Source organism: Bacillus sp. AR13-1 (genome assembly GCF_008042285.1).
GTDB lineage: Bacteria > Bacillota > Bacilli > Bacillales > Bacillaceae_G > Bacillus_A > Bacillus_A mycoides.
On record NZ_QNUA01000007.1, the window covers coordinates 330533 to 352642 of the forward strand.

General features: G+C 35.0%; 23 protein-coding genes. All 23 read right to left on the reverse strand.

What is annotated here, in order from left to right:
• Positions 1–47: 47 nt before the first annotated feature.
• The 23 genes from DN408_RS06100 to nuoN all read right to left on the reverse strand — a co-directional run bounded on the left by DN408_RS06100 (position 48) and on the right by nuoN (position 22107).
• Entirely contained in the window at positions 48–836 is a 789-nt protein-coding gene (locus DN408_RS06100; protein WP_088291057.1) for a glycosyltransferase family 2 protein, read from the reverse strand.
• A gap of 32 nt (positions 837–868) precedes the next feature.
• A complete protein-coding gene (locus DN408_RS06105; RefSeq protein ID WP_147740011.1) occupies positions 869–1675 on the reverse strand; it encodes a glycosyltransferase family 2 protein in 807 nt (268 codons plus the stop codon).
• 16 nt (positions 1676–1691) lie between these two features.
• A complete protein-coding gene (locus DN408_RS06110; protein WP_088291055.1) occupies positions 1692–2906 on the reverse strand; it encodes an O-antigen ligase family protein in 1215 nt (404 codons plus the stop codon).
• Between the two features lie 2 nt (positions 2907–2908).
• Positions 2909–4327, reverse strand: a complete 1419-nt coding sequence (locus DN408_RS06115; RefSeq protein ID WP_088291054.1) for a flippase — start codon at positions 4325–4327, stop codon at positions 2909–2911.
• A gap of 47 nt (positions 4328–4374) precedes the next feature.
• A complete protein-coding gene (locus tag DN408_RS06120) occupies positions 4375–5034 on the reverse strand; it encodes a sugar transferase (protein ID WP_131246487.1) in 660 nt (219 codons plus the stop codon).
• A gap of 18 nt (positions 5035–5052) precedes the next feature.
• On the reverse strand, positions 5053–5931 hold the full coding sequence (gene bpsC / locus DN408_RS06125) for a UTP--glucose-1-phosphate uridylyltransferase BpsC (protein WP_131246486.1): 879 nt from the start codon (positions 5929–5931) through the stop codon (positions 5053–5055).
• A 250-nt stretch (positions 5932–6181) separates the two neighbouring features.
• Positions 6182–6949: a tyrosine-protein phosphatase gene (locus DN408_RS06130; RefSeq protein ID WP_088291051.1), complete on the reverse strand. Its 768-nt coding sequence runs from the start codon at positions 6947–6949 to the stop codon at positions 6182–6184.
• A gap of 59 nt (positions 6950–7008) precedes the next feature.
• Positions 7009–7713, reverse strand: a complete 705-nt coding sequence (locus DN408_RS06135; RefSeq protein WP_088291050.1) for a CpsD/CapB family tyrosine-protein kinase — start codon at positions 7711–7713, stop codon at positions 7009–7011.
• Positions 7703–8446 carry a YveK family protein gene (locus tag DN408_RS06140; RefSeq protein WP_088291049.1) on the reverse strand — a complete coding sequence of 248 codons (744 nt, stop codon included), beginning with the start codon at positions 8444–8446 and terminating at the stop codon, positions 7703–7705. Before DN408_RS06140 ends, DN408_RS06135 begins: the two co-directional genes overlap by 11 nt.
• A 275-nt stretch (positions 8447–8721) precedes the next feature.
• A complete protein-coding gene (locus DN408_RS06145; protein WP_012262036.1) occupies positions 8722–9399 on the reverse strand; it encodes a CpsD/CapB family tyrosine-protein kinase in 678 nt (225 codons plus the stop codon).
• A gap of 365 nt (positions 9400–9764) precedes the next feature.
• Positions 9765–10199 (reverse strand): 3-hydroxyacyl-ACP dehydratase FabZ, encoded by a 435-nt coding sequence (gene fabZ / locus DN408_RS06150; protein WP_000931959.1) that lies wholly within the window; start codon positions 10197–10199, stop codon positions 9765–9767.
• 564 nt (positions 10200–10763) lie between these two features.
• On the reverse strand, positions 10764–11765 hold the full coding sequence (mreB, locus tag DN408_RS06160) for a rod shape-determining protein (protein ID WP_002130035.1): 1002 nt from the start codon (positions 11763–11765) through the stop codon (positions 10764–10766).
• 161 nt (positions 11766–11926) lie between these two features.
• On the reverse strand, positions 11927–12199 hold the full coding sequence (gene spoIIID, locus DN408_RS06165; protein ID WP_002089714.1) for a sporulation transcriptional regulator SpoIIID: 273 nt from the start codon (positions 12197–12199) through the stop codon (positions 11927–11929).
• Positions 12200–12508: 309 nt separating this feature from the next.
• Positions 12509–12640, reverse strand: coding sequence for an ABC transporter ATP-binding protein (locus DN408_RS06170; RefSeq protein WP_078178186.1), 132 nt, complete (start codon positions 12638–12640; stop codon positions 12509–12511).
• A 141-nt stretch (positions 12641–12781) separates the two neighbouring features.
• On the reverse strand, positions 12782–13777 hold the full coding sequence (locus DN408_RS06175) for a stage II sporulation protein SpoIIQ (RefSeq protein ID WP_002143849.1): 996 nt from the start codon (positions 13775–13777) through the stop codon (positions 12782–12784).
• A 162-nt stretch (positions 13778–13939) separates the two neighbouring features.
• On the reverse strand, positions 13940–14644 hold the full coding sequence (locus DN408_RS06180) for an ABC transporter permease (protein ID WP_033731102.1): 705 nt from the start codon (positions 14642–14644) through the stop codon (positions 13940–13942).
• Positions 14644–15486 carry an ABC transporter ATP-binding protein gene (locus DN408_RS06185; protein ID WP_147740012.1) on the reverse strand — a complete coding sequence of 281 codons (843 nt, stop codon included), beginning with the start codon at positions 15484–15486 and terminating at the stop codon, positions 14644–14646. Before DN408_RS06185 ends, DN408_RS06180 begins: the two co-directional genes overlap by 1 nt.
• Positions 15487–15664: 178 nt before the next feature.
• The gene (locus DN408_RS06190; protein WP_002143852.1) at positions 15665–16672 is read right to left on the reverse strand and encodes a LytTR family transcriptional regulator DNA-binding domain-containing protein; all 1008 of its coding nucleotides are present in this window, start codon (positions 16670–16672) and stop codon (positions 15665–15667) included.
• A 102-nt stretch (positions 16673–16774) separates the two neighbouring features.
• Entirely contained in the window at positions 16775–17794 is a 1020-nt protein-coding gene (gene spoIID / locus DN408_RS06195) for a stage II sporulation protein D (RefSeq protein WP_002035202.1), read from the reverse strand.
• Positions 17795–18047: 253 nt separating this feature from the next.
• The gene (gene murA / locus DN408_RS06200; RefSeq protein ID WP_002068497.1) at positions 18048–19352 is read right to left on the reverse strand and encodes a UDP-N-acetylglucosamine 1-carboxyvinyltransferase; all 1305 of its coding nucleotides are present in this window, start codon (positions 19350–19352) and stop codon (positions 18048–18050) included.
• Positions 19353–19391: 39 nt separating this feature from the next.
• Positions 19392–20096, reverse strand: coding sequence for a YwmB family TATA-box binding protein (locus DN408_RS06205; RefSeq protein WP_002139032.1), 705 nt, complete (start codon positions 20094–20096; stop codon positions 19392–19394).
• A 51-nt stretch (positions 20097–20147) separates the two neighbouring features.
• Positions 20148–20384: a DUF1146 family protein gene (locus DN408_RS06210; protein WP_002016201.1), complete on the reverse strand. Its 237-nt coding sequence runs from the start codon at positions 20382–20384 to the stop codon at positions 20148–20150.
• Between the two features lie 208 nt (positions 20385–20592).
• Positions 20593–22107, reverse strand: coding sequence for an NADH-quinone oxidoreductase subunit NuoN (nuoN, locus tag DN408_RS06215; RefSeq protein ID WP_078178201.1), 1515 nt, complete (start codon positions 22105–22107; stop codon positions 20593–20595).
• Between the last annotated feature and the right edge of the window lie 3 nt (positions 22108–22110).

The following is a 22110-nucleotide window of genomic DNA, read 5'->3' on the forward strand; positions in this document are numbered from 1 at the left end:
AGTTATTAACAAAAAAAAGCCTTTTTGAAAAAAAGACTTTTTAAAACTTATTTAACAAAGTGCTTTACAACTCCGTTTAACGCATAATTTCCAAAACACCAAGCAGATTTCAAAATACTCAATCCTTCGATTTCTCTATATAACTTCCAATTCATTTTAGCCATTTTGAATTTTTTACTAGAAATAGAGTTTTCAACTTTTCTATACTTAGATAAAACTTCATCTAAACCATAGGCATAATGGCCTTGTCTTAATATTTTCAGCCATGTTGCAGTATCCTGACGGGTTCTAATGTTAGGCATTTGTACTTTCCCCAACTTCTCAATATCCAACATAACCGTTAAACATCCAATTATTGTATTTTTTAATAATCCATTATAATTAATTTTCTCTGGCACATGCACAACCTTATCAGTGAGAGTACCATCTTGATTCATAATTTGATAACTAGTAAATGAAAAAGCTATATTATTATTCTGCATAAAAGCTAATTGCTTTTCTAGTTTTTCTGGTAGCCATAAATCATCACTGTCCAAGAATGCTATGTACTTTCCTTTTGCACAATTAATACCAGTATTCCTCGCTATCGCCGCTCCACCATTTTCTTCCAATTCGATTAACCGGATGCGATCGTCTTTTTTTATTTCTTCTTTTATTAATTCACAAGTATTATCTTTTGAAACATCATCTACAATAATCATTTCCCATTTTTTGTAAGTTTGAGATTGAACTGATTGAATTGTTTCTTTAATAAAGGAACTTGCGTTATAAGATGGGGTAACAATTGAAACAAGTGGTTGAAACTCTTTTTTAATCTCCCTTGAATTTACTTCCATTTTAATACTGCTCCTTTAAATCTATTTTGATATTACTGTTTAAAATCTAACAATTCTTTTAAACTTTTTCTAAATGAAGAAATGGGTTTTTCAGTTATAGAAAATTTTCTTAAGAGAAAGACAGTTAACATACATATAGCAGGTATAGTCCCTCTCATCCTCTTAAATAACGGCCCTTTCCCTATAAACGTCCTAGAACTAATTAACTTAGTTTCTGATGTTTTCTTTTTATGGAAAACAATAATTTGATTAATATAAGATACCTTGTATTTCTTTTGTAGCAGATCAGCCAATAATATATTCTCTTCCCCTGATGGATATTGCGCACCTAATCCAAATCGTTCATCAAAATTCAAATTTTCTTTTTTAACCTTATTCAGATTGATAAAGAATTCTATAGATGAGATTTTTAAAACCCCACGAAAGTCTAAAACATCTACTGAATTCTGTCGGTAGGCCTTATAATATTGCTCACTCTCTGGATCAAAAATTTGAAAACTTAGTGCCTCAACATCTCTATTTTCAAATTCTTTCACGACCAATTCAAGCGCATTTTCAGGATACCAACAGTCATCATCTGAAAAAGTTACAATCCCCCCTGTAATATGCTTTATCCCTTCATTTCTAGCAAAGGATAAACCTTTTCTATTTAATTTAATTTGCTTGTACTTAAAGTTACTTAGTGTAAGAATTTTTTCTAATTCATCATGATTACCTTGTGTAACAAAAACTACCTCAAACTCTTTGTATATTTGTTTATTCAAACTAACAATTAGTCTTTTGAACTCTTCTTCTCTCTCCCCTAATGTTGGAAGTATTAAGCTAATTTTATTGTTCACCAGCTACTGTACACCTCTACTTAATAATAGGTTTACCATTATTTTTATTATTGATTTTTTCCACATTTAAACACTTCCATAGTATAGCTAAATATAAAAAGAATGCTTCATTAATTATTACTGATAAAGTCATCATAAGAATAAAGTATCCCACTAATGTCGTAAGTAAATATGGATATTTTTTATACAAACTATTTTTTAATACTGTAAACATTATAAAAAGGCAAAAGATTGTATACAACGTGATACCAATTAATCCTGATTCCGTAAGAACTTCTAGAAAAGTATTATGCATATACATTTCTTTACCATAAAAATACAAATTATATTGTGGGAAGTTAAAAGCCCCGATCCCAAAAACTGGAGAATCTAACATATAACCTAATCCCCTTGACCATAAATCTAAGCGTCCACTTCCTCCATCACTTGTTGTAGAGTTTGCACGCTCAAGTATAATTGACAATAAATCGATGGAGAACCAATTTTCTACTATATAAAAAATAATAGGCGTTATTAATAACGCAATAAAGGATAACTTAAATAATACTTTGGGTTTACTTGTTAGCACATAAATAACCCCTACAAAAAATAGTGCTAAAAATGCTCCTCTTGAAAAAGTCAAAAGGCACGTGGTAACAGATAGCATTAATCCTATCTTGTTCTTCAAACCATCTAAATTATGGATATAAAAACATACAAAAAGCATATTATAAAAGACAAAAAGATTCGGATCACTTAAAAGTCCAACTAATCGGGGCGTATTACGATCCATTAATAAGCCATATACTTCAATTTGATTACCAACAAGATGAAAATTTAAACTCACAATTCCAATTAAGTATAAAATTATACTTATAAGATTAAATAAAATCCCTGCACTAGCTATACTTAATTGAATCTCGTTTATGGAGTAACCATCCAAAATAAACTTAAACATGAAATAACTTCCGAATATAATTATAACTCCCAGTATCATTCTGAAGCTGGCATTTGGAAATTTAGCAATTATCGCAGTACTACTATAATAAAAATAAAACAAAATCATTATTACTTCATATGTATATAATTTATGCATATAAAATCGATGTAAACTAAAAATCAGTACAAAAGCTATAAGAATCATATACGGTTTTAGCGAAAATCCAATATCTAAACTATATCTTCCTAGCATAACTGAAAAGACCAGTAAAAAAAGGAGAACCGTACTTCTTTTTTTATCAACTACTTTCATAATCAAACCTCTACATTTCTTTTCTTTTGAATATACTTCATTAATCTGGCTCTTAGTTCCTTATCTAGTAACACAATTAATGATACTACTGATAATAGATTGATTAGAGCTGCGGTTATAGGAAACGTATTTAAATAAAAAGCTGATGTTAATGTAAAAGCTATAAATACCGAAAAATAAGGTACCATAATTTTTATTATCAATTCTTTTTTATTAGGATTAAACACAATAAATCCTAATAACATAATTATTTCTATAGAAACTGCAGCAGTGGCACCACCTACCACTCCAAATTTAAGACTAAAAACATAATATAAAACTATTCCTAATAATACAGCTAAAAATTGTGTAATAGTACGTTTTGATTGAAGATTTCTTGTCGTTAAACCATCTGCTAAAGGAAAATTAAAACTTTGTAAAAATAACATAAGAGATAAAATTTTCAATCCAATTGCTGCTGCCCCCCACTCTTCACCAAATACAATTTCTACTATGATGTTAGATAAATGAAATAATGGAATACAAAGGCATATGCCCATTAAACCCATTATCTTTACTTGTAAAAAGTTTAATTCTTTATGTTTTATTAAATCTTTTGAATTATAATACCTAAATAAAACTGGATAAAAGGCCCCTGCAACTACCCCTGGAATCTGATATAATGCTGCTGGAATCCTATAAGCAACTGAAAAATTACCTAGTTCATTTAATGATACTGTTTTCTCTAATACTAATGGTCCCAGTTGAGGTAATATCATAATTAATAATCCACTAATAATAAATGCAGGTACTCCAGTTAATAAATTCTTATCAAATTCACTTGAAAAACGCAAAGAATTTTTAGTAAACAACATATATAACCCATATATTCCAGCTATAACATAAGAACATCCATATAAAAATGCAATACTATTAAGGTCAAACTTGCATAGCATTCCTAACACAACAAAGAAAACTGATAATACTGCTGATAACGTCCTAATTTTGGCAATTTGCTTCATTTCTTCTTTAAGTTGAAAATATACTACCGATATACTTTGCATAGATAAACCAATAACAGTTGGCAGTACTAGTAGAAACATTACTTTTGAAAGATTACCTTTACTATAAAGAAAATATATGATAACAGTTGATGCTAATAAAGTGATAATCAGTAACATCACCCTCATTTTAATATAAGTTGACATCACTATAGAATCATCTTTTTTTCCTTTTGAACCTTCTCTTAAAACAACATTACTTAATCCTACATCAGTAAAGTACCCCGCGACCATAGAAAAGGCAACCGCTACACTAAATGCACCGTATTCTTTTGCTCCCAAATAGCTTGCTAAGATAATTATTGAAAAAGCATTAACTGCTCTAGTAAATGCTGTACTAAAAAATAAGTAAAATATATTTTTTATAATTGAACTATTCAAGCATCTTCACCACAATCTTTGTTCTTTTTAAACCAATATAATACTTATTATCTGGCGCCGTCACCTGTAATAACAACTCTAACTGTTTTAATAATAATTTTAAAATCCAAGATTATACTTGCATGATTGATATAATAAACATCTAAGTTTAATTTTTCTTTCGGCGTAATTTCATAACCACCATTTACTTGTGCCCATCCAGTCAATCCTGGTTTGACTTCTAATCTTTTCTTAAATCCAGGTATATCTCTTTCAAATTTCTCCGTAAATATCGGTCTTTCTGGTCTCGGTCCTACAAGAGACATCTCACCCTTTAAAATATTAAATAATTGTGGTAACTCATCAATCCTCGTTTTACGAATAAATAATCCTATTTTTGTAACACGTGGATCATTCTTTTCTGCCCACTTTGCCCCATTTTTTTCTGCATCATTCCGCATGGAGCGTAATTTAATAACTCTAAATCTCTTCCCGTTCAATCCTAATCTTTCTTGTAGGTAAAAAGGAGACCCTGGAGATTCTAAAACAATAAGTATACTAAATATCAATATAACAGGCATCAATACAATTAATCCTACTAAAGAAAACATAAAATCTAATAAATACTTAATTCCTAAAAAGATTTTAGATTGATTACTTTCTACTTGAATAGTTTGAGCATCAGATGTAATTCGATACTCCCTCGCTATATTTTCACCAGTCTTCATATTCCCTCTCCCCTACAATTATTTGATTACTTCTTTATGTACTAGTTCATCCATATATTCCATGAGTTGTTCTTTCAATTCTTCATTTTGAAGTGCCATCTCAATCGTCGTCTTAATAAACCCAAACTTCTCTCCAACATCATAACGAGTTCCTTCAAAGTCATACGCAAACACTCGTTGAATTTCATTTAAACGCTGAATCGCATCTGTTAATTGAATTTCTCCACCTGCACCTGTTTGTTGATTCTCAAGAAACATAAAAATTTCTGGTGTTAATACGTAACGGCCCATAATTGCTAAATTCGATGGTGCCGTGCCTTCTTCTGGTTTCTCTACAAATTGACGTACTTGATAACGACGATTATTTTGTTCAACTGGATCAATGATGCCGTAACGATGTGTCTCATTTTCTGGTACTGTTTGTACACCGATTACAGATGATTGTGTACCTTCATATTGATCCATCAACTGACGTAAACAAGGTGTTTCAGCCTGTACAATATCATCACCCAGTAATACCGCGAATGGCTCGTTTCCAATAAATTTACGTGCGCACCATACTGCATGTCCTAACCCTTTTGGTTCTTTTTGTCTTATGTAATGAATGTTAATTTTTGAAGAAGCTTGTACTTTCTCAAGCATTTCGTGCTTCCCTTTTTCTAAAAGGTTTTGTTCTAACTCAAAAGAATGATCAAAATGATCTTCAATTGCACGTTTTCCTTTTCCAGTAACAATAATAATATCTTCAATCCCTGATTCTATCGCTTCTTCTACTATGTATTGAATTGTTGGTTTATCGACGATAGGTAACATTTCTTTCGGCATTGCTTTCGTTGCTGGTAAAAACCTTGTCCCAAGACCAGCAGCGGGTATAATTGCTTTTCTGACTTTTTTCAAATCTAGTCCCCCCAAAAGAACATTGTTTTATCTATATGTAGCAATAACAAAAACCCTACCTATAAAGTCATTTTTATAACTCCATAGGTAGAGTTTCTAATAGAAATAAATTTATGGGCATCCAACCCATCCTCACGCCATACTCCCGACGACAAGCGTCTAAGGTAGGTTCGAAATAAAAATTTCTACCCACAGCACGACCGAGTGCCCCCGTTGATAATGGTTAGGAGACATCACCCAAACTCTTCAATTAAAAAATACCAAACAATTTTTTACGACGAATTTGTTCTGGATCTTCTTTATAAATTGCTTTTCCGCTAATTAATAAATACGGATTCTCTTTTAAATCACTCATAACGTTCATTCCGAATTCTTTTCCGATTAATTCGTAACTTTCCGCTAGATGAAATCCTCTTGATGTTGTGTTATGTGCATCTGACGCGATCATATGCGTTAAATTATGTTCAACAAGTTGTAGTGAGAATTTTTTTATCTTTTTGCCGAACTTCCCCAGCAAACTTCCTGCCGTCACTTGTGTTAATGCACCCTTACTTACAAGGCTGTATAACTTATCTGGCCGCTCGATTAACTCGGCATTGCGTTCTGGATGAACGATAATTGGGATCATTCCTTTAACACGTAGTTCATATAATAGTTGCTCTGCATAGCGAGGTACGTGATTGGATGGAAACTCAATTAATATGTATTTATTCGTTTCGTTTAAAGTAACGATTTTACTAGCTTCATAGTCTTCTAATAAATCACCATATAACCTGACCTCTTGCCCTGGTAAAATTTTCAGTGGAATTTCATTTTGTTGTAGTTCATCATTTAGTTGTTTTACTTGATGAATAATTGAAGTACTTTCATTTGTATATTTCCCGTTTTGATGGTGTGGTGTTGCGACGATTGTATGTATTCCTTCTTGGACAGCCTTTTGTGCCATGGCCAGACTATCTGTTACTGTTTGTGCACCATCATCGATGCCAGGTAAAATGTGACAATGTAAATCAATCATTTGTTTCATCCTCTCAAAGGAAAAAAGGAGATATGTTCTTGCCATATCTCACTTTTTAATTAGTTCGCACCGTAGTAATAATATAAGCCTTGCTCACGTTCACGATCGTTTAGAACAACGCCTAACAATTTACCTTTTGCAGATTCTAATAATCCTTTTGCTTTTACCGCTGTTTCTTTTTCTGTCGATTCACTACGAACGACAAGAATAGATGCATCACATACATTCGCCATAATTTGTGCGTCTGTTACAGCTAAAATTGGCGGTAAATCAAAAATAACTAAATCGTACATACTATACGCTTGTGCAAGAAGCTCTTGCATCGATTTCGAACCTAATAATTCCGCTGGATTTGGCGGGATTGGGCCACATGCTAAAAAGTATAAATTATCTACATTTGTCGTTTGTACACACTTCTCTAAACGTTCACTATGTGTTAATACGTTCGTTAATCCGAAAATATTATCGACTTGGAACATTTGATGCATCGCCGGTTTACGCATATCCGCATCAATTAACAATACTTTCTTTCCTTGTTGAGCGAAAACAACTGCCATATTTGCTGTCGTTGTCGTTTTTCCTTCACTCGGGTTCGCAGATGTTACCATTAACGAATGTAAGTTTGTATCAACAGCTGCAAATTCAATATTCGTTCGAATATTACGATATTGTTCTGAAATTGGTGATTTCGGTTGTTGATGAGCAATTAATTGACGACGTTGACGATGATTTTTGTTCTTTTTAAATAAACTATTAAGAGCCAATTGTTTGCCCCCTCACTTTTCTTGATGATGAAGCATGTGATTTCACGTTCGTTGTTTCTTCATCCATACGCGCGACAATACCTAACACTGGTAATCCAAGTAAGTTTTCTACGTCTTCTTCTTTTTTCACTGTGTTGTCTAAGTATTCTAGTAAGAATGCAAGACCAACTGCAGCCATTAAGCCGACAAAGAAAGCAATTACTACGTTTAACATCGGACGTGGTTTAATTGGAGACTGATTTTCTCCAACTTCTGCTTTCGATAATACCGTTACGTTATCGACATTCATAATTTTTGCAACCTCACCTTTAAATACATCTGCTGTTGCATTTGCAATATCACGAGCTAACTTCGGATCTTTATCCTCCGCTGTAACAGAAATGACCTGTGAGTCTTTTTCGTTTGCAACATTAATCTTTTCTGTTAAAGCTTGTGCAGTCATATTTAAGTGTAATTTTTCATTCACTTGGTCTAAGACTACTGGACTTTTAATAATGACCTTATATGTATTCGTTAATTGAATATTTGTTTGAATTTCACCAGCTTGAATCATTGCACCCTCTTGCTTTTTCTGGTTAACAAGAATTTGCGTTGAAGATTGGTAGATTGGTGTCATGAAGAAGAAGCTAATGATAGCACTTACTATAGCTGCACCAAAGGCGATTACGAGGATCATTGCTAAACGTTTTTTTAAGATATAAAATAACTCTTTTAAACTAATTGTTTCTTCCATAAGTTCCTCCAACTTTCTAAAATTTGCACATAAGAAAAATTATAACATATAATCTTACATTTTTTTATTTTAGTAATATCGATGTACGATTGTTATTTGAAAACATATATAATCTTACAAAATAATCTTAAATATGACAACACATTCCATAGAATTTCCAAAATTTCTATTATATCATTTTTTTTATATAATTAAATATATAATTTTAAAATAATTCAAAAAAGCTGGTAAAAACACTTACCAGCTTTAAAAATTACTATTTTACACATTATTTTCTAATAATAACCATATTGTTCTTGTTCTTCTTTTTTATCATTTAAAACGACGCCAAGTAGTTTTCCAGATGCTTTATCTAATATTTGTTTCGCCTTTATCAGTTTATCTTTTTCTGTTTTTTCACTACGAGCTACTAATACAACTCCATCGCATTTGTTTGCAAGTATTTGCGCGTCTGTAACCGCCAGCACAGGAGGCGTATCGATTAGAATGACGTCGAACATCTTATATGCCTCTAAAAGCATTTCGTCCATTTTACGGTATCCTAGTAGTTCTGCAGGGTTTGGCGGAATTGGGCCTGCTGGCATGACATATACATTATCTATATCTGTTTTTTGAATACATTGCATAAACGAAGCCTGTCCTGATAATAAATTTGTTAAACCATTTGGATTGTGAACCGCAAATAAGTTTTGTAATGTCGGCTTACGTAAGTCCGCCCCAATTAACAATACTTTTTTCCCTTGTTGACCGAAAACAACTGCTAGATTGGAAATAGTCGTTGTTTTCCCGTCTCCTGGATCTGCTGAAGTGACAATAATAGAACGAATATGGTTATCTACAGATGTAAATTCAATGTTCGTACGAATGTTACGGTATTGTTCTGTAATACGTGATTTAGGCTCTTTATGTGTAATTAATTGTCGTAATGGTTTTCTTTTCTTTCTTCCGAACATGTTCTAGTCTCCTTTTTCAAAATGCGACTTTTTCCCTTTTTCTCTTTTATGCTCGATATGCTACGCCTATTTTTCATTAACTTCTACCGTTAAATTTCCCCATTACTTTCCTCTACAGTTCATCATAACGAATCATAATAACCTTTGTCCTATCTCATAACCTCTATAATGTGACAACGACATCTCTATTTTTGTCGCACTATCATTTATCTTAATTTCAAGATATTTACATCGATATTATATACAAACTTCCATTCATTTACAATAAATTTTCTGATTACTTTGTATTTTTATATTTAGAACAAAAAATATAGGTAATTAAAAAAATCCTTCTGTAATATGCAGAAGGATTTTTAAATTACTCTCTATTCTTTTTTATCACCAATTGCAAATGTAATTTCAGCTTCGCATGCAACTTCACCATCCACTGTTGCGATTGCTTTTCCTTTTCCGATTGGTCCACGTACGCGTGTCATTTCTACTTCTAAACGAAGTTGATCACCTGGGCGTACTTGTTTTTTGAAGCGGCAGTTGTCGATGCCTGCGAAGAAAGCAAGTCTCCCGCGGTTTTCTTCTTTCTTTAATACAGCAACTGCCCCAACTTGTGCTAATGCTTCTACAATAAGTACACCAGGCATAACTGCATAATCTGGAAAGTGTCCATTAAAGAACTCCTCGTTTGCAGATACATTTTTAATTCCAACCGCTCTTTTCCCCTCATCCACTTCTAATATTTTATCAACAAGTAAAAATGGATAACGGTGTGGAATGATTTCTTTAATTTGTTCTATATTTAGCATGTAACAATCGCCCCTTTCACAATATTGGTCTTACCACTTGGACATATTGTTATTATCCCATTTTGTTTATTATTTGTCATTATAAAGTGAAACTTTAATCAGTGGGGGGGCCATCCCCCACTGATTATTAGTTGAACCAATCGGGCTTTTACGGGCAGTTGATCTCCCACCTAACTCCCTTGCATTCGCCGAATTTTGAGGTGGGAGTCTTACTGCCCGTTAATGCGGGGTAAAGTAACACTTTACTCTCTATTATAAAAAAATGCATACACTCTATTCCATTAAAATAGTTGCACTTCCCGGCAACTGACACGGAGGTAGAAAAGAGTGTATGCCCAAATTAGGGAAAGGCAATATGTATTTGAACATTTTTTGCCTTAATGTCGTATTCCGAATCATTATATTACATACGTTTTCAAATAAGAAAACATTAAATTTAACTGTATATACGGATATATCACCTCATTTCTTTATTTTCCTCTATTATTCTTCCGTTTTCGTAAAAAATTAGAATTAAAAAAATAAAAAAAAAGAACTAAGGTTTTCCCTTAGCTCTTTCTCACTTTATTTCAATGCACGACGTGGTAATTTATCGATATTCTCTAACATAATACCTGTACCAATAGCAACACATTGCATTGGGTTTTCAGCGATTAATACTGGTACCTTTAATTCTTCTGCTAGAAGCATGTCGATACCGTGTAATAAAGCTCCACCGCCTGTTAGAATAACACCGCGGTCAATAATGTCCGCAGATAGTTCTGGTGGTGTGCGCTCTAGTACGCCTTTTGCAGCTTGTACAATGATAGCTGCGTCTTCTTTTAGTGCTTCTGTAATCTCTTCAGAGCATACTGTAATTGTACGTGGTAAACCTGTTACCATGTCACGTCCGCGAATTTCAAGCTCTTCACTACGTGCACCTGGGAATACTGTACCAACTTTAATTTTAATATTTTCTGAAGTACGTTCTCCAATTAATAGCTTATACTTACGTTTAACGTAGTTTAAGATTTCCATATCAAACTTATCGCCAGCCATTTTGATAGAGGAAGAGGTAACAATATCACCCATAGAAAGTACGGCAATATCTGTTGTACCTCCACCAATATCAACAACCATGTTTCCGCTTGGCTGGAAGATTTCCATACCAGCACCAACTGCGGCTACTTTTGGTTCTTCTTCTAAAAATACTGTTTTACCACCTGAACGTTCAGCAGCCTCACGAATTGCTTTTTGTTCTACAGATGTGATATTTGTTGGACAGCAAATTAAAATACGAGGTTTTGAAAAGAAGCTCTTCACGTCCAATTTGTTAATGAAATACTTTAACATTGCTTCTGTAATTTCGAAATCTGCGATTACACCATCTTTAAGTGGACGAATTGCTACAATATTACCAGGTGTACGTCCCACCATACTTCTTGCTTCTTCACCTACTGCTAATACTTTTCCACTATTACGATCAATTGCCACAACAGATGGCTCATTTAATACAATACCCTTACCTTTAACATGAATTAATACGTTAGCCGTACCTAGGTCAATTCCGATATCTCGCGCAAACATTCCCGTCATTTCCTCCTCGATATTCAAAATCAGGTTACACCCGAATTCTTTTACACCTAATTTCTGATTTTATCATAAATTTAACAGAAACGTAATATTCGCAAAAAGAATTCTTCTGAAAAATATTACCGAATTCACAAGGAATGTTTGCTATTTTAGATTTATTGGCGCACAGGGTTTTCTGTATCTTCTTTTCGGTACTTTTGCTTTGTTGCTTCTCCACCTCTTAAATGACGAATAGACTTATGATAATCAAGAATTTCTTTCACTTCATTTGCCAGCTCTGGATTAATTTCTGGCAAACGTTCTGTTAAATCTTTATGGACTGTACTCTTTGATACCCCAAACTCCTTTGCGATTACACGCACTGTCTTTCTTGTCTCCACGATATACTTGCCAATCTTGATAGTTCTCTCTTTGATGTAATCGTGCACACCACTCGCCTCCCTAAATTGGATGTGAGAAGTGTGAAATGAGACTCGCTGCATACGACTATGAAGTAAATGTGAGTGCTGTTTGTAAGCGTTAAACATTCTTGGATTTATAATGAAATGATTCACGATTTCTCACCTCAAACACTCTCTTTGCATTGGTTTATACCATTGTATTGCCCGCACTACTGATATATGCTACATGTTCACTATTTTTGCGGACTAAGTTAAGAAAAATTACATTTTTTTGTGAGAAATACGTTAACGATGACAATTATGGCGAAAAAAAGTGACACCTCTTTATAAAAGGTGTCACTCTTCTCTTTCATATTCTTCTAACAACTGATGGTGGGGGACTTCTTTCTTACCGGCAATATAATAATATAAAGCGAATAAAACAAACAATAAAATGATAGCAATCGACAGAACAGATAAAAATGACACAGTATCCCCTCCCTTTTGTAATATATATTCGAGAATCTCGTCATTTTTCCTTGTTATTGCAACTTTTTTCTCGAAATTGATTATTTTTATATAAAAATAAAAAAATCAGCTCTCCTAATGAGAACTGATTTTTTCGCTTTATTATTCTTGTGAAGAAGAACCGTTAGATGATTCTGTAGAACCATTCGTTGATTTTTCTTCTTTTTGAGATTTGTCATCTTGTTTGCCGTTCGTCTCTTTATCACTAGTCGAACCGCTTGTTGATTTCTCTTCTTTTTGAGATTTCTCATCTTGTTTACCGTTCGTCTCTTTATCACTAGTCGAACCGCTTGTCGATTTCTCTTCTTTTTGAGATTTATCTTCTGTTTTACTTTCTGGTTTCGTGCTTGTTGACTTTTCTTCTTTTTGAGATTTGTCATCAGCTTTTTTACCAGAAGCATTTGTCGCCTTTGCAGCACCTGCATCAGCTTTAATTTCTGCTACTGATTTATTTAAATAACGCTCAGGGTTCACAGCCACATTGTCTTTACGTACTTCAAAGTGAACGTAAGAACCTGCATCTTTATTCATTGCATTTAGACCTGATTTTCCTAACACTTCACCTTGCGCGACTCTTGCACCTTTTTCTACTTTCACACTGCCTAAGCTTTGATAAGATGCTGCTACACCATTTCCACTATCTACTGTTACAACATAACCAAGAAGTGAATCTTTTTCAGCTTTCGTTACTGTACCACTTAAAGCAGCTGTAACATCAAATTCTTTTCCGTTTTTCGCAGCAATGTCAATTCCTTTATTCGGGGAATATGTGTTGTTATAAAAGACAAGTGCTTTTTCTTGTTCCGCCTCTGATGCTGCATCTTCATAGAATTTCTTCTGTACTACTACTTCTGCATTTACTGCAGCTGGCATTTTCACTACTTCTGAAGATTTTGTTACTGGTACTGCCGGATCTTCCGTTTGTGTATACGGTGTTGCTTGATCTTGGTTCGGAGCTTTCTTTGGATTAGCTCCCTGGAACCATAGCGCAACCATTAAGATTACCGCTGCACAAGCAATGTATAGTGCCGGAAACACCCATCTTTTTTGAAATAAATGTACTACTTTTTGCGACTTTTTACTATTTCTTCCTCGCATTCCATCATCACCTCAGCAATCATTTTGAACAATATTCACTCATCCTATACAACCTATAACTAATTACTTTTCGACAAAATCTGTAAAAATATGTATAGGAATTGCAAAATTTCCGAGGAAATGATAGAAAAAGGAAAAAACTGAGCACTTTTGGCTCAGTTTTTAGTCTAATTGTTTCTTTTTATATACGATTAAACATACAATAAGCGAAATGATAAGCCAAACTGCAATATTTAATACATGCCCACCAATACTACTAAATCCTGCCCCACCTACTAAGCTGTTAATTGCTTTTACAATATGAGATGTTGGAAGATATTCAATCATCGTCTTAATTGTTTTATTTTCAACTAGTGACTCAAATTGTACAGCTAAATACATCGTCATTAAAATAGGCATTCCAATTAATGATGTTTGTGGTACAGAAGATGCAAGTAATCCGATCATTGTTCCAAGCACGATAAATAAAATAGTTCCACATAGGAATATCAATCCTACCAATGGAAGATTGATATTTAACTGATCTAAAATGAATAAATTTGCAATACAAATGACCATCGTCAGACCCGCTGTTAATAAACTCTTTCCAAGAAGAACTTCAACAGATGATGCTGGTGATAACATTAACACACGTAGTGTATGTTTTTCTTTTTCTTCTGCGATTACCATAGATTGAACAAAGCCTGCGACAAATAGGAAGGCCGTTATAGTAGTAGTGCCTAACATTTCCTTTCCCGCTCCAAATCTGCTAAATAAAAATGAAAATATAATTGGTAAAAATGCCATTAACAACACTTGTGAATTCGTCTTAAAATCTTGTACTTCTTTTCTAAAAATAGCTGATACACGTCTCATTGAAAATGTCATTATAATCCCCTCCCAGTAACTTCAATAAAGATATCACCTAAAGTTGGTTCGTGTGAATGAATGGATAGTAATTCTCCTTTGTTCATCCATTCTGAAATACGTTTTGCACCTAATTCGTCTTTTTTCACTGTTTCTTTTTGTTTATCTTTTAACACAACTTGTATTTGATCTTTCGCGTATTTTAATCGCAAGTTTTCTGGTGTATCAAGCACTACAATTTCTCCGCCGCATAGAAAGGCAATACGGTTACAAAGCGTTTCTGCTTCATCCATGTTGTGCGTCGTTAAGAAAATCGTTGTTCCTTCTTTATTTAAGTCTTTTAAGATTTTATGAATGTTTTGTACGTTTACTGGATCAAGTGCAGATGTTGGTTCATCTAAGAAGAGGATATCTGGTTTGTGAAGAATCGCTCTCGCTAGTGTGACACGCTGCTTCATTCCTTTTGATAATTTTTTCACTTGTGTTTTTTTATCATCCAATAAGTTCACTTGTGCTAACACTTCATCAATTCGTTCTTTTTTGCAATCGTATAAGTCACAAAATAATAGTAAGTTATCATAAATGCTAAGTCTTTCGTATAAGCCGCTATTGTCTGTTAAAATGCCGATTCGTTTGTAATCGATGCTGCTTGGTCCTGTAATGTCTTTCCCCAACACTCGTACCGTTCCAATACTATGAAGCAATTGAGAAGTTAAAATCTTTACTGTTGTCGTTTTCCCAGATCCACTCGGTCCGAGGAATCCAAAGATTTCTCCTTGCTTCACCTCAATATTTACATTTCGAAGGGCCGTTTTTCCATCGAAACTTTTCATTACATCTTTCATTTCAATTGCCAATGTCATTTCGTCATCCCCTTTGTTTTTCTTTTATAGATGAAAGTCGCTTTAGCGCTTTTCGTTTGTTTGTTTCGCTTTTCTTGACTCAATCATATGAAAAACAAAGGGTTTACGCAGTAAAATACCAGTAAAAGGAGTATTTTTACTGTTGAATGAATCGTATTTTGAGCTTATCGGAGCATTTTTATATCCCAATTACACCCTTTAACTCATCCATTCTTCCTTTTGAAAGCGGGATTGAACTTTTTCTTTCGTCATCCAAAATTAAACTAAAACTATTACGTGTCCACGTAATGACTTCTCGTACTCTTTGTAAATTAACGAGGTACGAGCGATGACATCTGAAGAACCCGAATCCTGTTAATCTCACTTCTAGTTCACTTAATGTTAATGCACATACGAAATCACCTTCGCGCACATGAATATGTGTCACTCCATTTTGTGTTTCAATGAAATGGATTTCCATCGGATCCAGTAAAATGATTTTATCATTCACTTTCGCTGGTATCCTTTCTAATTTCATTTGCGGAATCATTTGAATGACCTTTTCTTCGTCAACTTCTTTCACTTCTTCTTGCTCAATTTCTACCTTTTTCACACCATTGTTATTTAATATGTATACATCTTCTGTTAGCGAGAGCGCATCTGATAAAAAAGATGACGTAATAAAAATCGCCTTTCCTTGCTCCTTCATTTTCATAATCGCTTTTCGAATAATAATCGTACTCTCTGTATCTACATTTTGCTCCGGCTCTTCCAAAATAACTAAATCTGGATTATGAATCATAACTCGCCCGATATGAAGGCGACGTTTCTCTGAAAATGATAGTTTTTCTATTTTAACGTTCAACTTATCTAGGAGACCGACATATTGTACTACTTCTTCCATACTCATGTTAGATTCATAAAGCCCTAATATAAACTTGAAGTACTCCCTCACCTTCAAACGATCGTATGCTTCATCTTTCAAAAAACAAAAGCCGATGCGGGAATAATTCTTCTTTCCAATCGCTGTGCCTTCAAATAGTACATTGCCAGTTGAAGCTGCTTCTTCACCGATAATGATGCGGTGCAACACTTTAGCTGTATGATTATTGCATTGCAAAACAACACATTGTCCTTTTTCAACCTCCAGTTCAATTGCCGGTAACTGGTTCGTCTTCCCTACCTGTTTCAACTCCAGTAGCGCCATTCTGTCTCCCCCAAATGTTTTTCCCTAATTATACCAAATGATTAATGGAAGATTATGATATTTTAAACAAAAAAGAAGTAGGTATCAGGAAACCCCTGACACCTACTTCTTCACCATCAATTTTCCTTCATAATCATTCATCGTCTTTATTTCAATGCCTTTATAGTAATGAGCGACTATCTCTGTATATTTCTTACCTTCCGCTGCCATACCATTCGCACCGTACTGGCTCATACCGACGCCGTGACCGAATCCTTTCGTTGTAACGGTGATGTTATCCCCTTCTTGTTTCCACGTAAAGTCTGAGGAGCGTAAATCTAACTTTTCACGAACTTGTTTTCCTGTTAATGTTTTCCCTTGGAACTCTACATCCTTTACTCGCTTTCCTTCCGTAAGGTCTTTAATATTACCAACCTTTCCGTTTGCTAGTACTTTCACACCGAGACGTTTTTGAAAATCAGCTACTGTGAATTTTTGCTCACTCGTAAATTTTGGAGAGGCTTGATCCCACGGACTATCTACGCTTTTCAAGTACGGATAATCATTTCCCCAATAATCAGCTGCATTTTCTGTTCGTCCGTTACTCGTTGAGAAGAAGGATGCTGAAATTGGTTTTCCATCATACGTTAAAACTTGTCCTGCGGTTTTCGAAACGGCTTCCTCAATTTTCTTTAAATTATTTTCGTAGTTATTACCCCATTGTTTCTTTAATTCCTCTTTGCTTTTGTACACTTGATCTTTCACTGTATCTGTCACGTCCGCATTGTTTTTCTTACCTCCGCTTAGCATACGCTGCACTACAAATGTTCTTGCTGCTAATGCCTGCGCCTTTAGCGCCTCTATTTCAAAGCTGGCATTCATCTCAGAAGCTACTACACCGGCCACATACTCCTCCATAGGTAATGTTTCTACCTTCTTCTGCTGATCACGATATACAGCAACTTGAACCGCTGTATCCACTTTCCCTGGAGCTGGTATACTTTCTATCGCTGGAGGAGTTTTAGAAGCTGCTTCTTCCCCTACTTTTGCTTTCGCAAACGGAATAACAAGAGCAGCAGGTACAATGATAACGAGCGCTATTAAGAGCGCTACTGTAATGAAAAGTGGCTTTGAAAATTTCATCCTATTCCCCCAATATAAAGTTGGATTCCTTTCATTCTTATGGAAATACGGGATCTTTTAGAACATACTTGGGGGTATCGATATAAAGTGAAACTATAATCAGTGGGGTTTTACTGACCGCAAATAGTGGAATAAAACAAAAATTTTCTAAATATTTTCACTGAGACGTGCATAAGTATGGAATTTATTGACTATAACAGTAATAACCCAAAAAAAATAGCCCCTATGTCAAAAGACATAGAGACTACTTCAATTAAGCGTGAAGATCAGAAACTTCTTGTTCTTTCACTTCTTCTACTTTTTCGTTTACACGTTCAATAGTTGCACCTAATGCAGCTAATTTCTTATGGAAGTCTACATAACCGCGGTCAAGATGTTTTAACTCTGTTACACGAGTATAACCTTCTGATACTAAACCAGCTAAGATTAATGCTGCTGCAGCACGTAAATCAGTTGCGCCAACTTCAGCTCCTTGCAAGCTACTTGGACCGTTCATAATTACAGAACGACCTTCGATTTTAATATCAGCATTCATACGACGGAATTCTTCAACGTGCATAAAGCGGTTTTCGAATACCGTTTCTGTAATCATACTTGTTCCATCAGCATGTAGTAATAATGCCATCATTTGTGATTGCATGTCTGTTGGGAAACCTGGATGAGGCATAGTTTTAATATCAACCGCTTTTAACTTATCTGGGCCGATAACACGTACACCTTCATTTTCCTCAATAATTTTAACACCCATTTCTTCCATTTTCGCTGTAATTGAGCGTAAATGTTCAGGCACAGCATTTTCAATTAAGATGTCTCCACCTGTAATTGCCGCTGCAACCATGAATGTTCCTGCTTCAATACGGTCAGGAATAATAGGGTGGTTTGCACCATATAATTTTTCAACGCCTTCAATACGAATCGTTCCAGTTCCAGCTCCGCGTACTTTCGCTCCCATTGCATTTAAGAAGTTAGCTAAGTCAACGATTTCTGGCTCTTTCGCTGCGTTTTCAAGGACTGTTGTCCCTTTTGCTAATGTAGCTGCAGACATAATGTTTTCTGTCGCGCCTACGCTTGGGAAGTCTAAATAAATTTTAGCTCCTTTTAGTTCGCCCTCTACGTGTGCCTCAACAAATCCGTTACCAACTTTTACTTTCGCTCCCATTGCTTCGAAGCCTTTTAAATGTTGGTCAATTGGACGTGAACCAATTGCACATCCACCAGGAAGTGCAATACGAGCACGACCGTTACGTGCTAATAATGGTCCCATTACTTGAACAGATGCACGCATCTTACGTACATACTCAAATGGTGCTTCAATGTTTAATTCTTTAGAAGAATCGATTGTTACTTGGTTATTTTCAAATACGACTTCAGCATTTAAATGACGTAATACCTCGTTAATTGTGTATACATCAGATAATACTGGTACTTCAGATAGTACATTTTTTCCGTCACTCGCTAATAGGGCTGCAGCGATTATAGGTAATACAGCATTTTTTGCGCCCTCAACACGCACTGTGCCGCTTAACCGCTTTCCGCCACGGACGATGATCTTTTCCAAATTATTCCCCTCCGTGTCCTTTTTTCAGTATCTATTCACTCAATACTCAGAAGTTATGATCGGTGTGCCAACCACAATTGTATCTTTGTTGTTTGTAGAACGTATTGCTATTTGCACATTTATTTTCTCTCTATTTGTTGAAAGAGCGTCATTCCACTTTTTATTATATGCGGAGACTGATACAAATGCTCTTTCTTCTATCTGTTCGATCGCTCTTGCTGAAAGATCTTTCAAAACCTGATTGGTTTTATTTTGCAAAACACCTTCAATCTTATCATTCAGTACACCTTGAACACAAGTGTAAATTATAGGTTTTTCACTAAAAATTTTATCCATGTTCTGAACGTACTTCGGGTCCCATTTCGCCCCGCTCACTTCAAAAATAATAAAAGTGTTTTCTTTAGTATTTTCCTTACTCCAAGTTACTACTATTCGTTCTTCATGTGAAGAAGATTTTTTATAGGATGTAGCCTTATATCCATCTGGAGATTGTTCTAATTCCCAACTTTCGATGTTTGCCTCTTCCTTCACATCATTTAACAGTTTTTGAAACGTATGTATATTAGAAATTGTTTTCGTTTCTCGCGCTAACCATGACCACCGCTCTACTTTTGCATCGTTCTTCTCTAAAGCTGCAATCATGCTCTCCATTTTCTGTTCATCGCTTATAGGTTTCATCTCTTTATATCCAACCAAAAATAAAACAACACTTACGATAACAATAAGAATGGCTTTAAACTTCAATTTCATCCCCTCCTATCCCCATTGTTAACGGAGATATGAGGTTCTATACACTTACTTTACTAAATACGTTAAACTCTTTGAATAGCCTAAATAATCAAGGAAAAAGTTACTTACAGATGTCCCAATTGCAATTGTAATTAGGATAAGTAATACCCTCGTCTGCATCACTTTTCCAGACTTCATTAAGCGCTCAATGTGAATACCTTGTAAGGCCCACCACGTAATGGTAATAAACAATAAATGCGAAACAATGGCAATCAGTGCTTGTTGCCCTAAAAGATGTGCCAAAAAATCGACCCCTTTTTTTGCTTGGCTACTACTTACGCAAAATGTAAAAAACGATACCATAAATAAGTAGGAGCCACACTTTTTCAAACGCAAATAAGCATCTTACATCGTGATTTTCTCTCGGAAAACATATGCCTATAGACGTTTTCATTTGCTGTCACTCCAAAATAAAAAGCGTAGAGTACGGACTCTACACCTTTTATTTCCACTATTGTACCACGTTCCCCAAGAAGAAGAAATCCTTCATTAATGGAAAATGTTCATAAAAGAAATTGTAACCAATCATCGGCATAATTCCTAGTATTACAATTGAAATTGCGCAAAGACTCATGACAATCTTTATATTTAACGGTAACTGAAGCTTTTCTTCTGCCCCTTCTGTGCGGAAAAACATTTGCTGTAATATCCGGAAGTAATATACGAATGAAATAACTGTTGTCCCCATCATAATAGAAGCTAATACGTAATGAGCAGGCTCAACATGAAGTGCCCCTAAAAAGATGTTAATTTTTCCGATGAAACCTGCTGTCCCCGGTATTCCAGCTAATGATAAAATAAAGATCGTCATCACTATAGCTGTAAATGGGGATCGCTTGTATAACCCTGTAAAAATAGTCATATTTCCCTTATCGTTTTGTAAGATTAATCCGTGGATGATTGCAAATGCTCCTATATTCATAAGCATATATGCAAGCATATAAAACCACATACTATCCATCGTAAACTGCGATAGTGCTACAAGAGGGACTAGCAAATACCCAGCATGCGCGATACCTGAATAGGCAAATAGACGTTTTACGTTGTATTGCTTTAATGCTACTACGTTCCCAACAATCATCGTAATACTAGCTAGTACCGCAATGTATATACTCATACGCCCGTACAAAGATTGTGCGTCTCCTTGGATTGCCACACCTGCAAACACCATAAGAAACAAACGCGTAATGAGTAGAAAACCAGCAATTTTAGAAATCGTTCCGAGAAAAGCAGTGACAGGTGTAGCCGCTCCCTCATACACATCTGGTGCCCACATATGAAATGGCACTGTTGCAATTTTAAATGAGAGTCCAACGAGCAGTAGTAGAAATGCGAGAGCTAACAATAACTGAATGCCCCCAGCCAATCCTTGCGTAAATACCTTTTGCATTTCCACTATGTTGGTCGACCCTGTAATACCGTATAAATAACTCATTCCAAAGAGTGTAATTGCTGTTCCAATTCCTCCGTTAATGACATATTTCATTGCAGCCTCATTCGATGCGCGGTTTCTTTTTCGGATTCCTACTAAAATATAGGAAGAAAGCGAAAGCAACTCTAAACCAACGAACAATGTGATGAAATCAACGCTAGAAGCCATGAACATCGCTCCAAGAAGCGCCATTAAAAACAAATAATAGTATTCTCCTTTATCTTGAATAGGCTCCTTCTTGTCATCGCTTATTGCCATACATAAAACGAGAGCTGCTCCGCCTAATAACAACGTTTTAAATCCTTTTGAAAATCCATCTAGTACAAACGATCCATTTAAAATATCTCCTGCCGGTTCGCTATATAGCGTCATTAATGACACTATCGCTAACAAGGCAGCGGCAATTGCACCAATCGCTACGTACCTATGGTTCAGCTTAAAAAACAAATCACATATGGAAAGAAGGATGGCTGCCCCGAGAATAATGAATTCTGGTACCATAAGATGCCATGATAAACTAAGTAACGTGTTCATATC

Excerpts from the sequence above, each read along its gene's own strand:
- DN408_RS06100 (WP_088291057.1), bottom strand. The coding sequence starts at position 836 with ATGGAAGTAAATTCAAGGGAGATTAAAAAAGAGTTTCAACCACTTGTT.
- DN408_RS06110 (WP_088291055.1), bottom strand. The coding sequence starts at position 2,906 with ATGAAAGTAGTTGATAAAAAAAGAAGTACGGTTCTCCTTTTTTTACTG.
- DN408_RS06120 (WP_131246487.1), bottom strand. The coding sequence starts at position 5,034 with ATGAAGACTGGTGAAAATATAGCGAGGGAGTATCGAATTACATCTGAT.
- DN408_RS06130 (WP_088291051.1), bottom strand. The coding sequence starts at position 6,949 with ATGATTGATTTACATTGTCACATTTTACCTGGCATCGATGATGGTGCA.
- DN408_RS06140 (WP_088291049.1), bottom strand. The coding sequence starts at position 8,446 with ATGGAAGAAACAATTAGTTTAAAAGAGTTATTTTATATCTTAAAAAAA.
- DN408_RS06145 (WP_012262036.1), bottom strand. The coding sequence starts at position 9,399 with ATGTTCGGAAGAAAGAAAAGAAAACCATTACGACAATTAATTACACAT.
- fabZ (WP_000931959.1), bottom strand. The coding sequence starts at position 10,199 with ATGCTAAATATAGAACAAATTAAAGAAATCATTCCACACCGTTATCCA.
- mreB (WP_002130035.1), bottom strand. The coding sequence starts at position 11,765 with ATGTTTGCGCGAGATATCGGAATTGACCTAGGTACGGCTAACGTATTA.
- DN408_RS06175 (WP_002143849.1), bottom strand. The coding sequence starts at position 13,777 with ATGCGAGGAAGAAATAGTAAAAAGTCGCAAAAAGTAGTACATTTATTT.
- DN408_RS06180 (WP_033731102.1), bottom strand. The coding sequence starts at position 14,644 with ATGACATTTTCAATGAGACGTGTATCAGCTATTTTTAGAAAAGAAGTA.
- DN408_RS06185 (WP_147740012.1), bottom strand. The coding sequence starts at position 15,486 with ATGACATTGGCAATTGAAATGAAAGATGTAATGAAAAGTTTCGATGGA.
- DN408_RS06190 (WP_002143852.1), bottom strand. The coding sequence starts at position 16,672 with ATGGCGCTACTGGAGTTGAAACAGGTAGGGAAGACGAACCAGTTACCG.
- spoIID (WP_002035202.1), bottom strand. The coding sequence starts at position 17,794 with ATGAAATTTTCAAAGCCACTTTTCATTACAGTAGCGCTCTTAATAGCG.
- nuoN (WP_078178201.1), bottom strand. The coding sequence starts at position 22,107 with ATGAACACGTTACTTAGTTTATCATGGCATCTTATGGTACCAGAATTC.